The 13,872-nt window shown below is 59.4% G+C and carries 9 protein-coding genes; 7 read left to right on the forward strand and 2 right to left on the reverse strand.

The annotated features are described in order from the left end of the window. Positions 1 to 479: 479 nt before the first annotated feature. A complete protein-coding gene (locus OXE05_09985; GenBank protein MCY4437647.1) occupies positions 480 to 1,415 on the reverse strand; it encodes a polysaccharide deacetylase family protein in 936 nt (311 codons plus the stop codon). A 600-nt stretch (positions 1,416 to 2,015) separates the two neighbouring features. Between OXE05_09985 and OXE05_09990 the strand changes: the two genes are divergently transcribed. The 3 genes from OXE05_09990 to OXE05_10000 all read left to right on the forward strand — a co-directional run bounded on the left by OXE05_09990 (position 2,016) and on the right by OXE05_10000 (position 7,501). Then, complete coding sequence (locus OXE05_09990) at positions 2,016 to 4,535, forward strand: PBP1A family penicillin-binding protein (protein ID MCY4437648.1); 2,520 nt, start codon at positions 2,016 to 2,018, stop codon at positions 4,533 to 4,535. A 213-nt stretch (positions 4,536 to 4,748) separates the two neighbouring features. Then, positions 4,749 to 5,897, forward strand: coding sequence for a citrate synthase/methylcitrate synthase (locus OXE05_09995; GenBank protein MCY4437649.1), 1,149 nt, complete (start codon positions 4,749 to 4,751; stop codon positions 5,895 to 5,897). A 233-nt stretch (positions 5,898 to 6,130) separates the two neighbouring features. Further along, positions 6,131 to 7,501, forward strand: a complete 1,371-nt coding sequence (locus tag OXE05_10000) for an extracellular solute-binding protein (GenBank protein MCY4437650.1) — start codon at positions 6,131 to 6,133, stop codon at positions 7,499 to 7,501. Positions 7,502 to 7,751: 250 nt separating this feature from the next. Here the strand turns inward: OXE05_10000 and OXE05_10005 are convergent, their stop codons facing one another. Next, positions 7,752 to 9,119, reverse strand: a complete 1,368-nt coding sequence (locus OXE05_10005; protein ID MCY4437651.1) for a PD-(D/E)XK nuclease family protein — start codon at positions 9,117 to 9,119, stop codon at positions 7,752 to 7,754. 157 nt (positions 9,120 to 9,276) lie between these two features. Here OXE05_10005 and OXE05_10010 point away from each other — a divergent pair, with 157 nt between their 5' ends. From OXE05_10010 to OXE05_10025, 4 genes are all read left to right on the forward strand, one after another. Beyond that, positions 9,277 to 10,479 (forward strand): hypothetical protein, encoded by a 1,203-nt coding sequence (locus tag OXE05_10010; protein MCY4437652.1) that lies wholly within the window; start codon positions 9,277 to 9,279, stop codon positions 10,477 to 10,479. A 145-nt stretch (positions 10,480 to 10,624) separates the two neighbouring features. Further along, on the forward strand, positions 10,625 to 11,644 hold the full coding sequence (locus OXE05_10015) for a polysaccharide deacetylase family protein (GenBank protein ID MCY4437653.1): 1,020 nt from the start codon (positions 10,625 to 10,627) through the stop codon (positions 11,642 to 11,644). A gap of 77 nt (positions 11,645 to 11,721) precedes the next feature. Beyond that, complete coding sequence (locus OXE05_10020; GenBank protein ID MCY4437654.1) at positions 11,722 to 12,153, forward strand: hypothetical protein; 432 nt, start codon at positions 11,722 to 11,724, stop codon at positions 12,151 to 12,153. A gap of 97 nt (positions 12,154 to 12,250) precedes the next feature. After that, positions 12,251 to 13,573: an ArgE/DapE family deacylase gene (locus OXE05_10025; GenBank protein ID MCY4437655.1), complete on the forward strand. Its 1,323-nt coding sequence runs from the start codon at positions 12,251 to 12,253 to the stop codon at positions 13,571 to 13,573. The last annotated feature ends 299 nt before the right edge of the window (positions 13,574 to 13,872 follow it).

Consider the following 13,872-nt stretch of genomic DNA (forward strand, 5'->3'; position numbering starts at 1 on the left):
CCTCTCCCTCGACGGGAGAGGGCTAGAGCCTGCCCCGTTCTCGATACGGGGGTGAGGGTGAATCTCCTGAATTCTCTCCATAGCATACCGATAATTGCTCGGCTACAACTTGACACTGCACCAGCGCAAGGGGCCACTGCAACATAAAGACCCCCTCACCCCGACCCTCTCCCCGAGGAGAGGGAGGTTTTCTCGCCTACAGGTGAGTTACGCAAAGGTCCCCCCAGGGAGAGGGTGTAGATCTTGTGCCTCCGGCCGAATTTACGCCAAACCTGCCCCGTACTCGATACGCTGTATCGACATGATACGGGGGGTCTCCCAGGGAGAGGGAGTAGATCTTTTGCCTCCGGCCCGGGGTTACGCACAGGTCACAATTGGGAGAAGGATGTTCTCACGTCTGCCCGTGCGGGCTGCGCAAGAGTCTTCCCTCAATAGAAGGAGAAACCTCTGCACAACGGGCTGCATAGACGAGCAGTCTCCTAAGGTGAGCTGCTCGTTCCCGCGCCATACCAGTTAAGCTTGCGCGCTACGCTCCACCACGGGTCCCAGGCCTCCACGCGGATGCGGCGCAGCGTGTACAACGCGTCGACCGACTGGTGCACGCCGGGTCCGATAATGACCGCGGCCTCGTATCCCGCAGCCTGCACTACCTGCCGGATCTGCTCGTTTTGGTAGCCAAGCGGATAGTCGAAGTAGCGCGGGGTCCCTCCAACCCGTTCCTCCAAGAGCTGCTTCGAAATCACGACTTCCGCCAGCACCGCGCCCCAGTCTTTCACCGCAAGACGGGGCAAGTCTGCGTGATTGAGGGTGTGCGATTCCACTTCCATGCCAAAGTCCGCAATGTCGGTGAGCTGATCCCAGTCCATATACCCATCTTGGCGCTCATGAAATCCCGGCATCACGAAAAAGGTTGCCGGAACCTTGTACTGCTTGAGCACGGGAAACACCACGTCGTACTGGATTCTCCAGCCATCGTCGAACGTGAGCACGATCGGCATATCGGGAAGCTCTGCCTCGCCCATAAGTCCCTTCAGCGCACTGTGAAGAGAGAGCGGCCGGTACCCGGCAGCGAGCATGCCGACCAGTTGTGCCTCAAAGACATGCGACACCGTCGCCCGGTGGTACATGAGGATCGGCAAGACGACTGAATTTTCCGGTATGGCCGGTTCGTTTCGATAAGGGGGCTGCCAGTATACCGGCTCGGCTGCTGGAGCAGCCACAGGGTTTTCCGTGGGCACCGCCTGCTGCCCCCGGTTCAAGCCCAAATCAGGGCCGCTATCGCTCAATTCAGAAGCAAACGGCGCTGCGGGAAGCCCCACCAATGGCACGGCGGCGGCAGCTCCCAAGAACTGACGCAGTACCTCCCGACGCGTGCTGTCACTGCCTTTGCGCTCGACCACTTTTCCCAGTCCCATCGCACCATTCGCTTCTACCGGCAGTTGCTAACCGAATCGCCTCTGCTCAATTTCACCATACTACTCTCTTACGCAAAATGCACCCCCTTTTCGGTATCTCAATTAGTAGATATGGATTTGATAGCTTTGCGGACTGCATTTCATGTCATTCCGAGCGCAGCGAGGAATCTAAAATCCCGGCACTCTAGATTCTTCGTCGCTGTACTCCTCAGAATGACATAGTTGGGAGCGCTTTGGGTGTAGGTGCGCGCGATGCCTCCCGTTTCTTCACGGCCCAAGTCAGAATCTACCCCGCTCCGTCTCCTCTTAGCTCTATCCAATTGGGTGGTTCAGGCACATGCGGTCGACACGTGCAGGACATTTGGCGAGCGCTCCACCGGACTTTCTGGGTAAGAATTGTGTACTCTGCCGGCAAACTGAGTCATTCCAGCTTGTCTAATGTATGATTGACACAATGAAGCTCAAATGAGGGTTGTGCCGCGACGAAGGGATTGATCTGCCGCGCTCCTCCCTCCAGGTGAATGCGGTTACATGCTGGGGATAATCCGACAAGGCGCTGCAATACGCTGCGTATATCAAGGCCTGCGGCGTAGAGCGCAAATGGTTCTCGTCCTATGTGCAGGCGTCCTTCTGACCGCTTGCGGAGCGCAGATTGCTCCCGGAAACGACCTCGTAACTGACGCCGACTACGCCGCGTGTCTCGACAACATCCGGACTCAGGCACTACCGGCAGCTACCTTCATCTACGACCGTCATGGCGTCTTGCTCGCAACCATAACCGATCCCGACGAAGGCCTGCGCATCGTCCTTACCAATGATGAGATTCCGCTCGTCGTCAAGCAAGCGACGGTGGCTTCCGAAGACCGCTTCTTCTATTCGCACCCCGGCTACGACATGCGGGCCATTACCCGTGCTTTCGTCCAGAATCAGCAAGCCGGCGAGGTCGTTTCCGGCGCCAGCACAATCACGCAGCAACTCGTCAAGAATATCTGTCTCACGCCTGAGCAGACCTATGAACGCAAACTGAGAGAGATCAATCTCGCCGCTCGCCTGACCGAGCAGTTCAGCAGAGAGTCCATCCTCACCTTCTACCTTAACAAGGTGTACTACGGCAGCCAGGCCTATGGGATCGAGGCGGCGGCCAACGTGTTCTTTGGCAAGAAGGCAATGGACCTCTCGCTTGCCGAAGCAGCGGTGCTTGCCGGGCTAACCCAGTCGCCCTCGAACGACAACCCTTACGTCAATTCGGATCGAGCAAAAGCCCGGCAGCAATATGTGCTCGCACAGATGGTGGTGGCCGGCTACATTACACAAGCTGAGATGGAGGAAGCGCTGGCGCAGCCACTGGCGTACAAACGACTGCAGCAAGCCCCGGTAGCGGCCGAAGATGGAGAAGACGCAGAGAGCGAAGCAGCGGAAGGCGCGGTACTGGCGCCGCACTTTGTGCAATTCGTCCGCGATCAACTGGCGGAACTTTACGGGGCTGAGCGCGTGCGCCAGGGGGGGCTGCACGTATACACAACGCTTGATCTCAATCTGCAAAACATCGCCGAGGAAGTCGCGCGAGAACACATCGCGTCACTGGAAGGGTTCAACGTCTCCAATGCCGCCGTCGTGTCAATCAGACCGAAGAGCGGTGAGATACTCACCCTGGTCGGTAGCCTGGACTTTCATGATGAAGACATCGACGGTCAGGTGAACGTCGCGTTGGCGCCGCGTCAGCCTGGCTCCGCCCTCAAGCCGCTCTTCTACGCGGCCGCATTCGAGAAGGGCTGGACGCCGGCCACGACGATCTGGGACGTGCCGCTTTCGCTGGAGATTCCCAACGAACCCAACTATGCGCCCCGCAACTTCAGCGGCAGGTTCAAAGGCCCCGTCACCGTGCGGCACGCCCTTGCCAACTCCTTCAATGTTGCCGCAGTGCGCATGGGTCTCTTTCTCGGTTTGGAAACGGCCATCGATACCATGCAAAGCTTGGGAATGACCACCTTCGACAACCGCAGCCGCTTCGGCCCCAGCATTGTGCTCGGCGGGGGTGAAGTAAAGCTGCTGGAGTTGACAAACGCCTACTCGGTGCTGGCGCGCGGCGGCAGCTACATTCCGGTTTCTGCGATTCTCCGCGTGGAAGATACCCAGGGCAATGTGTTGGAGCGCTATGAACTGCCGGACGTGCAGGAAGTATTCGATCCCCGCATTGCCTACCAGATCACCAATATCCTCTCCGACAGCAAGACCCGTGCAGCCGAGTTTGGGCCATATACGCCGCTCGAGCTCTCCCGTCCCGCCGCGGCAAAGACGGGGACCACCGATGACAACCGTGACGGCTGGACGATTGGATACACCCCTCAGCTCGTTACTGGTGTTTGGGTGGGGAATTCCGACGGTTCACCAACGTGGAATCTCACTGGGATGCGCGGCGCAACGCCGATTTGGAACGCATTCATGGAAGCCGCGCTTGCGGATACACGTGTGGTGGACTTCACCAAACCCCGAGGCATGGTGGAAGTGGAAGTTTGCACCCAGACCGGTCTGCTCCCTACGCCCTACTGCGGCCAGACCCACAGTGAAATCTTCCTCGATGAGAATACGCCGCGCCTCGTGGATAACATCTTCATTCCATTCCGAATACACAAGGAATCCGGCTTGCGCGCCGGCCCGAATGTACCGGCATCACAGACGGAAGTCAGAGTCTTCATGGTGGTACCGGAAGAGGCAAACGAATGGGCAAGAGCGGAGGCAGTGGCTACTGCGCCTACGGAGGAATACTCTATACCGCCGGACGATCCCGTGATCATCCTCTATCCGCGTGATGGTGACGTTGTGCGCAGTCTCTTGCGGATTCGCGGCAATGCGTTCTTCCCCGGCTTTCAGTCTTACGAAGTATCCTATGCCGGCAAGGAAAATCCGGACCTGTGGGTGCGGATTACGTACTCTACGGAGCCGAAAGCCAATGAAGTGCTGGCGGGGTGGGACACAATCCAGAACCCCGACGGTGTCTATATGGTACGTCTGACTGCGCAGGACTCTGCAGGCAAGATACGATCGCAGACGGTAACATTCGCGATCAAGAATACCGAAACTGCGCAAGAGAGCGAACCCGATTCAGAGAGTTCGCAGTAGGCGGAAGTTTCCCCCTCACCTTGCTATACTAAGGAAGGATGTCCGCGTCTTATCCGCAAGGTTACGAAGACCAGCAATGGGGGGCCTCCATTCCAGCCGGAGCGCGGGCGTGCATAGACTCGCCGGCGATAGTGCTTCCGGTTGCCGGAATTGGAGCGCATTTGCGGGTGGCGGTAACGTCACCCATCAAAGTGAAGGGAGAGCGGCCTCGTCATGGCTACAAAAGTAATTCCCGGCCTGGAAGGTGTTGCTGCGGCAGAGACCCGGTTGAGCTTTGTTGACGGTCTCGCCGGTGAACTTTTCATCGGCGGGCATCCGCTCATGGAGCTTGCTCCCAACGCGACCTTCGAAGAGGCCGCGTTTCTCTTGTGGCATGACCGACTCCCGGATGCACAGGAACTCGCGGCCCTAAAGTCCCGGTTCCAAGGCGGTCAGCACCTGCCACCCACTACCCAGCACGTGCTCGAAGCCGCCGCTGCCAGGAATGCTCCGGTGATCGACGCGCTGCGTATGGCCTGTGCCACCCTTTCCCTTGGCGACACAAACCCCGATGATACGAGCCCGGAAGGTCAGCTTCGCCGTGCGGAAAAGATCTGCGCGGCGTTTCCCGTTATCGTGGCCAATTACGTCCGTGTGAGAGAAGGCAAGGATGTCGTCGCGCCCCGGGATGATTTCGGTCACGCCGCCAATTACCTATACATGCTAACGGGCGACGAGCCGCACGCCGATTTCGTGCGCGCCGTGGATACCTACCTCGTTACGGCCATGGACCACGGCATGAACGCCTCTACGTTTACGGGTCGCGTCATCGTCTCTACGGAGTCTGACCTCTACTCCGCCATTACCGGTTCCATCGGCGCTCTCAAAGGGCCTGCCCACGGCGGCGCACCCGGGCCGGCGCTCGACATGGTCTTTGAAATCGGCACGGCGGACCGCGCCGATGCGAACATCCGCGAACGCCTGGAACGCGGCGAGCGTTTGATGGGCTTCGGCCACCGCGTTTACAAAGTGCGCGATCCCCGGGCCGACGTGCTCTCGCAAGCGGCGGAACGGCTCTACGAACAGGCCGGCGACCGCACGCTCTACGACCTGGCCCGTGCGGTTGAGGAAACTGCCCTGCGCCTCCTTGAAGAGTACAAACCGGGCCGCAACCTGCAGACAAATCTGGAATACTACACGGCGCTCGTGCTGCACGGTGTCGGCATGTCCGCCGAGCTCTTCACGCCCACATTCGCAGTGGGTCGCGTGGGCGGGTGGTCTGCGCATTGCCTGGAGCAACTTTCGCACAACCGCCTCATACGTCCTTCCTCGGTCTACACGGGTCCCACCGACCGTCGCTGGGTGCCGCTGGATCAGCGCTAGCACGCTCCCTCAACGAACCTGCCGGCCTGTGGCAGTCACAGCGGCTGCCTAGAGTTCATCCGTGTCTGGAAGCGATTGTATCCCGCATCTTGTTCACTTGACTCCCGCCGCATTTCACTGCAACCTATATGGCAACATCCTGTGTAGGTATGTGTAGTGTGCGCACTTAAGACACGCGGGCTAGTTAGTTGGCGCATACTCAAGATCAACATCTATGAGAGGAGCAAATTCTCATGTTGGCTAAGCGTTATTCACGGCGAGCTTTTCTAGGCGCCGCCACAGTGGTAGGCGGCGCGGCGTTCCTGGCCGCCTGCGGCGCCCAGACCGGCGCCATGCCGGCGGAAGAGATGCCGGCTGAAAAAGCAGAAGAGGCCAAAGCCGAGATGGCTCCCGAAATGGAGCCGGTGCAGCTCATCTACCTCTCGCGCGACTCAGCCTCAACCACGGAGAAGGTGCGCGCGTACTTTGACACCTATGAGGCCGAGACCCCCAATGTCACGATCGACCTGCAGAATCTGCCCAGCGTAGCTGAGGCCGAGACAAAGCTCAGGGTGGCCGCGGCGGCTGGCGTGCCCATCGACTTCTTGCGTTGCAGTTGGGGCTCGTATCTCGACCTGGCGGAAGCTGAAGTGCTCTCGCAGTTGGATGAGTTCTTCAAGCGCGATGGGCTGGTAGCCACGGAGATCTTCCTGCCTGCCACGTTGACGCAGTGGCTCGACAAAGGGGTGCTGTGGGGTATGCCGGCGTCCGGCAATTGCGATGCCTTGCTCATGAATAAGCAATTGCTCGACACGGCTGGTCTGGATGCACCGTCTACTGACCCGGCAGATGCTTCCTGGACGATGGATAAGTTTCTCGACTACGCCCAGGCAATGACCCAAGGCGAGGAGCAATTCGGGCACACGGGCGGCGTCTCCGCGTTCAACGTTTCCGGCATCGCCACCGGCACCTACTTCGGCGAGTTCTGCTGGAACGAGGAAGAGAAGCGCGGGAACATGGATAGCCCCGTCTTCATCGACGCGCTGCAGTACTGGTACGACCTGCGCGAGAAGCATAATGTAGTTCCCAACGCGGACCAGTCCGCCGAACTCAGCGGCGAGCAGCATATCTGGCAGACCGGCAAGGTCGGTTTCCACATTACCAATGGCTACAAGCCGGCGGTGGAGTTCGAGGTGATCGGCGCGGCTCTGCCTTACACCGGCGAAGCGCCGAATAAGTCCGGCCGCGCCTGGTATCCGGCCATCCTGATGGGCGTCGGTGAAAAAGTCGACCACGCCTGGAACGTGATGAAGTGGATGATGTCGGGCGAAAACAGCGTGGGCTACACGCTGGCCGTAAACCACACCATCAGCCCGGTGGCGGCGGTTTCCACGCTGCCCGCGGAGCGGCTGAAGGAAGAGACGGGCTACGATTCGGTTGCCCACGCCAACCAGTCGGCGTACAGCGGCCCGGCCGGTTGGGGCTTGCTGCGCTACACGACCTGGGGCGAATGGCGCGCAGCCATCGGCCCAGTCTACGAAGAGTTCAACACGGGCAACATGACCGCCGAGGAATACGGCCGCGCGGCTACCGATCTGCTGAACGCGATCATCATTCCTGAGTAGCGGTGGCGAAACTGTTCGTTCCCAACGCAGGAGAATGAGCAGTCGTACTGAAGATGGCACACACAGAGGCGGGAGGTCTCACCTCCCGCCTCTTTGCCGCTGTCATGCCGGAACTAAAGCGATCATCGGAGTCAATACGCACAAGGATCAGCAAGTAGCTGTAGCAATCCACGGGCGAGGTGTCCGGCTTGGTGAGAACCATGTGGCTGCGACCACTGCTGAGTCGGCAGTGCGCGTCGTTTGTTTGACGTCAAGCAGAGGTGTTCGCTTCTTCTCCAACCTCTGGCTGAGCCATTCCGCTCCGGTTCTCCTCCAAGCAATCAAGGACGATGCTGTTGATCTCAGGGAACTGGTCTCGGGCAAAGGCCTCGAGTCTCTCCTTAATGGTCTGGCGAATCCTCTCCTCGTCCCACCAGTGCTCGTAGTCCGATCTCTCCAGTATGCTCACCCCAAAGGGCAGTTCGATGTAGTCTTCCGAATATTCCGGCAGCGGATCCTTGAACACCCAGGGCTTCGTCGCGACACGATCGTATATCCTCCTCCTCAGGTCCTCATTGGCTCTCTTGGCAATGACAAGGAATAGGTCCACCGCGTTGTTCGTGACGCGAACTTGAAAGAGCAGTAGGCTGAAAGGCCAAGTGTCAGTCTTGAGCACCTCGTACTTGCTCCATTCTGCAGAGACAAAACGATAGTATGGAAGATTGCATTTGGCTTTCTCCCATTCTTCGTGCGCGCCGACCGCCTCGTCCACCATGTGGTATCCCTCGCTCACGTAGTTGGGCTCGTACCGGTCCCGGTGTTCGATAATCAGATCGATAGCCTTCTTATGCTTCCGGTAGATCTTGCGGGCCAGATTGTGAACCTCATCGCTGACTTCAGGCACGATTTTTCTCCTCAATGTGATCCCGTATTGACGCAGTATGGCGGCAACGTCTTGGTGAACAGAGGCACCCTTTTCCTCAATGATTCGATGAATAATCTGCGAAATGCGAGAGTAGTCAAGCGTCGTCCAATGGTCTCTTTCCATTGCGTCTTCGGGGCTATCCCCCATCCGCGTGAGAAACACCAGGAGAATCGTGTAGTCTGGGTAATTCTCTTTGAGCGCCTTCCGATAGAAGGCCAGTTGATTCTCGCCCTCCGATGCCCATACTTTGTTTTCCACTGCGCACAGGAATTTAGCCTGCTCGTTGCGAATGCAGATGTCCAACCGGCCGTTTCCCCCGTCAAGTTCGAGGTAGTGCTCCCGGCGCACCGTCGTGCCCATCCGGGCACTGGAGCGAACTGCGCGAGCAGCACCGATTTCGACAAGAAACTCCCTGAGGAAATAGTCGTCGAGGCCGTGATTGTCTCCAGGGCGCAACAGCCAGGCGAGGAAATCGGAATGAAAACTCTCGGAACCATCCAATCGCAAGGTCCTGAAGACGTCCACCTTCTTTTGCCACCTTGGAGCGATGGCCGCCAACCGCGCCAGATCCTCTCCGTCCTCCTCCAAGCGCCGCAAGGACCGGCGAGCGGTTTCATCCTGGAGGATGAAGAGTTGGTCGAGGTCTCCCAAGTCGTCCTGCAGCTCTTCCAAGGCCCCAGTCAGCCCAGGGCTTCGACCGTCGTGAGTCGTCATAGCATCTCTAAAGCCTATTTGGAAAAAACCTGCGTGGTAGGATGTGATGTGTCCGACAAACCCGCTTACCAGGCGGGAGTATACCATTTATAGTGGTAGTGGCGCGGAGAGTTCATAACGACTTGGCGGAGCGTTGCCGGAAGGAATCGGTGCAACCATGTACGGTGTAATCTGGACGTATCCCTGGGACGTGCTGGACGCAGGGATTGACACGGCGTTGGCGCGCATCGCCAATGAAGGCGGTATGCAGGCGGTTTCCCTGAGCCATAGCTACCACAACGTCAAGCATCTGCGGCCCCATAACCCAACAAGCAAGCTCTTTGTCGCCAACTCATCGGCAATCTACTTTCAACCCGATCTCAAACGTTACGGCGCCGTCAAGCCCATCGTCGCGCCGCTTGTGCAGGAAGATGACGGCATGCGTCGCATACGGGATGCGGTGGAGAGGCACGGCCTGGCGTATCACGCCTGGACCGTTACCCTGCACAACAGTGCGCTCGGCACGATCTATCCCGACATCAACACGCTCAATGCAATGGGCGACCGCATCCCGCACTACTTGTGCCCCAGCAATCCCGACGTGCGCGCGTATATTTCAGCACTGGTCGGTGACATTGCCGACAACCTCGCCCCCGCGCAGGTCGAACTGGAGTTTCTCCACTTCGGCACGTTCGAGCACGACGTTCACCACGGCATTCCGAGCGTGGAGTTGGACCCTTTCACCGAATACCTGTTGGGTCTCTGCTTCTGCCCGCACTGCCTGAGCCGTGCCCAAAACGAAGGCGTGGACGGCGACGCCGTGCGCAACTGGGCACGGGACCACATCATCGACTACCTGGAAGGAGATCAGTTGCCGGCCCTTGGCGGCTTAGGCGACAACATCGCCGGCCACGCGCTGACGTTTGCGGCCCTCGACGGCTACCTGCGCATGCGCATCGAAAGCGTCATGTCGTTGTGGGCGGACTGCAAACAGGCGCTGGGCGGGAAGTCGGACTTTGTGCCCATCGTCAATATGGGTGTGGGCATGCCGGAGCAGGCCGCCATAATCCAGGCGCTGGACGGCGTGGACATCGCCCGCGCCCTTGATGAGAACATCCCCAACGAACTGCTTGACTGCGCAGCGTACTCGCTTGACGGCCTCGTGCTGGCTCGCGCCGTACATGACTTGCAGCGCCTCGTGAATGATCGCGTGCCCATCCGTGAGGGGTTGCGCCTCATTCCGCCGCAGGTGATTACGTCGGCGGACGTGGCGGGGCAGATTGCAAAGGTGCGCGCGCTCGGCATCGACCGGGTAAACGTGTACAACTACGGCCTGATGCGGCTGGCAAACCTGCACGCGGCCAAGCAGGCGTTGGCCTAGCTGACTACTGCGCCGCTCCTTTAGCAACGCATGGTGCAAGCAAACTGAGCGGCGTAGGGGCACGATAAATCGTGCCCCTACGCCAGAATACATAGCATTCGTATCGCCGCAAAGTGTACGAATTACGCAAATTGAGAAGACACACATGGTCAACATCACACGCTGGAAGTTCGGTAAACGCTGGGTGTACTCCACTACCTACGACGAAGTAGTGACCTCGACCGTGGACAACGGGCTCGCGATCCACGAGCAATTTGGCGCGCCGGGGCACCTGACGGTAGTCGTGGGGCAGATGGGCGAACCCCGCGACGTACCCAACAGCGGCTACGACGCCACCTACACGCACGTTTCGGTGGCTGAGTGCAAGCTGGCGCAGCGGTATGGCTGGTCGGTGTCCTCCCACTCCATGACCCACAACAAGCTGCCCGGCAGCATGGCCGTGCCGGAGAACGCGCGGATCGAGGTGGTGGATTCCGCGAAGCTGCTGGAGGAGCGGCTGGGCACGCCGGTTACCACATTCATCGCGCCCGGCAACGATCACTGCCTGCAGTATGCGTGGCCGCTGGCCGAGGAGGCCGGATATCTAAGCATGTTTGGCGTGCGCGACCAGCTCAACTATCCCGATACGGACCTCATGCAGCTCTGCCGTCCGGTGGTCTACCATAAGCTGGATGATTACAACCGGAGTTACGATCCCTACCGGCTCGTCTATCGCGCCCGCGAAACGGGCGGGTGGATTGTGGACTACACCCACGCGGTGCAGGACGAACTCGTCATCCCCAACCGTGAACTGACACCCGCCGAGCTCGGCAACCGTTTGGAAGCCGTGACGCGCGTCGGCGGCGATGAAGTCTGGCTGGCGGTGCCGGAGGAGGTGGTGGACTACCTCATCATGGCGCGAGAGACGACGGTCGCAGACGAGCAACGCTCGCCGACAGCCATCACCTACCGCCTGGCAGCACCAGCCATACCGGAGCGCATCCAATGGCACACCCTGACGTTCACCTGCGCGGTACCCCAAGAGTGGCAGGATGTTGCTGTACAGGTTACGGATGCGGACGAACATGAACCGGTGGTTGTTGACCGAATCGATGACACGACCATCCGCTACAGCCACAGCGTTTCCGACGGCCAGCGCGTGACGGTTGCGCCGCAGAAGTCTTAGCCCAGAGCAATTGACTTTTGGGTTTATGGCGTGGATAGTAGAAGTGTGCACAGGTCACACTAGACAGAGGGTCAAGGATGCTAGATACGTACCGGGCGGTCAAGGCACTGACGGCCGTGGGCTTCACGGAGACTCAGGCCCAGACCCTGATTGAAACCGTTGGCGAAGGGCGTGGCGACCTGGCGACGAAGGACGACATAGACAGGTTGGCACAGGTGACGAAAGCCGACATAAACGGGTTGACACAGGCGACAAAAGCCGACGTAGACAGGTTGGCACAAGCGACGAGAGACGACGTAGACAGGTTGGCACAAGCGACAAAAGCCGACCTGAATAGTTTGGATGAGAGGGTAAGCAGTCTGGAAGTTGCGGTAGTTGGATTGCGCGCCGACTTTCAGGCGCTGGAGGTGCGTATTGAGCGGCGCCTTACGAACTTAATTCTCCAACTTGCGATACTTCAGGTCATGGTGGGTGGACTCATCGTAGCAGCGCTGAAACTGCTTCCGTAACTGAGAACCTCGCACCCGCGTAGAAATCCATCTCGTGCTCCGCTATTGACGGCGCAGATTCCTCACGCTTTAGTTAGCAGATTCAGGAGCGCTAGCCGTGTCTTCCCAGGATTTGCCCGCTACAGAGCTAAGAGACATTGTCTGTCAGGCAGCCGCAGCACAGGACGAGGCCACCACGTTCCTTAAGGTACTCGTCGCGTGCGAAACCGCTGTGCTGAGTCCCGTGACCCCGGCATTCCTCGCCGAGACGCGCAAGTGCCGCAGTCTGGTAGCGGATTTCTTGCACGGGCTCGGGTGTGAAATCCACGAGTGGGAGACGCAGCACGGGTACCCCACCCTGGCGGCGCGGTTGCCCGGCAGCGGCGGCGGCAGATCGCTGACCTTCACCGGTCACATCGACGTGGTTCCGGTCGGTGATACGTCGGCGTGGTCCCGTGACCCCTGGGCGGGTGAGCTTGAAGACGGCAGGCTCTATGGGCGCGGCACTGCGGACATGAAGGCCGGTCTCGTGAGCATGCTCTATGCCGCCAAGTCCGTGCTGGACGCCGGGTATCGTCCGAAGGGTGACGTGTGGTTCCACGTGGTGAGCGACGAGGAGCTGGTGGGCAACGGCACGCGGGACTGCATCGCGAAGTTTCCGGCCACCGACGCCGTGCTCGACGCCGAACCCACTGATTTGACCATCATCCCCACCGAGGGCGGACTGGAGCACCTGCGCATCGAGATCGAGGGCCGCGAGGCCCATGCCGGCAGCCGCTGGCGCAACCTGGCGCCCGGCGAGAATGGCCCCGGCGTCAATGCCGTGGAAAAAGGCGTGAAGCTTGTCACCGCCATCCAGGACCTGGAACGACAGTGGGTGAACCGCAAGTCGCACCCGCTCTTTCCGCCCGGGTACAACTCCATACTGCCCGCTATTTTCATTGGCGGTCCCGGCGGTGGGCAGGACGGCCAACTCAACGTGGTGAACAATCCCGGCACCATGGCGAATTACTGCGCTATCGAATACAACATCTGGTACTACCCGGACGAACCGTGTGAACAGGTGAAGGCGGACTTCGAAGCGTATGTGCACGCCGTCTGCCAGACCGACGAGTGGCTGAAGGAGCACCCACCGAAGCTCACGTGGGGCCTCCGCGACGTGACGTTTCCGGCCTTCGAGACCGCCCCCGATCATCCCTTCATCGAATTGCTTGCGCAGAGTGTCCGGCAGACCGGCCTGCAGCCTGACATCAAGGGGTTTTCCGCTGCCAGCGACCTCGCCTGGTATGCCCAAGCGGAGTTGCCCGGCTGCCTCTTCGGCCCCGGCGGTATTGCCCAGGCGCATAGCCCGGATGAGTATGTGTCGCTCGCCGACTTCTACCGCGCAATTGAGATCTGCGCCCTACAGCTTGCCGGCTGGTGCGGCGTAGAGAAGGGATAGAGCGGATGCCTGCAAGACAAGTCAGCAACAGGAATTCGATGCGTTGACAAACCTATGGGGTTGTCACACTGCCCGAATTCCTCTGCTGTAGTCGAAAACTTGGCTACCTTGATCGATCCGGTAGGTATCTAGGTCCGGGAAGAAGTACGTCATTCCGGCGAAAAGCCTGCCCCGTACTCGATACGGGGTCGGAATCCAGTTGGCTTTGGGGATGAGCAGTAGCAGTGCGGAGAAGTCTCTTCACCCCGGTCCCAGGCAACGTACATCGGAGAGGAAGGGAATCCGCAGCGTTCATTGGA

The organism is Chloroflexota bacterium (assembly GCA_026710945.1).
Classification (GTDB): Bacteria; Chloroflexota; UBA11872; order VXOZ01; family VXOZ01; genus VXOZ01.

Coding starts and splice junctions, on each gene's coding strand:
- OXE05_09985 (MCY4437647.1), bottom strand. CDS start 1,415: ATGGGACTGGGAAAAGTGGTCGAGCGCAAAGGCAGTGACAGCACGCGT.
- OXE05_09990 (MCY4437648.1), top strand. CDS start 2,016: ATGGTTCTCGTCCTATGTGCAGGCGTCCTTCTGACCGCTTGCGGAGCG.
- OXE05_09995 (MCY4437649.1), top strand. CDS start 4,749: ATGGCTACAAAAGTAATTCCCGGCCTGGAAGGTGTTGCTGCGGCAGAG.
- OXE05_10000 (MCY4437650.1), top strand. CDS start 6,131: ATGTTGGCTAAGCGTTATTCACGGCGAGCTTTTCTAGGCGCCGCCACA.
- OXE05_10005 (MCY4437651.1), bottom strand. CDS start 9,119: ATGACGACTCACGACGGTCGAAGCCCTGGGCTGACTGGGGCCTTGGAA.
- OXE05_10010 (MCY4437652.1), top strand. CDS start 9,277: ATGTACGGTGTAATCTGGACGTATCCCTGGGACGTGCTGGACGCAGGG.
- OXE05_10015 (MCY4437653.1), top strand. CDS start 10,625: ATGGTCAACATCACACGCTGGAAGTTCGGTAAACGCTGGGTGTACTCC.
- OXE05_10020 (MCY4437654.1), top strand. CDS start 11,722: ATGCTAGATACGTACCGGGCGGTCAAGGCACTGACGGCCGTGGGCTTC.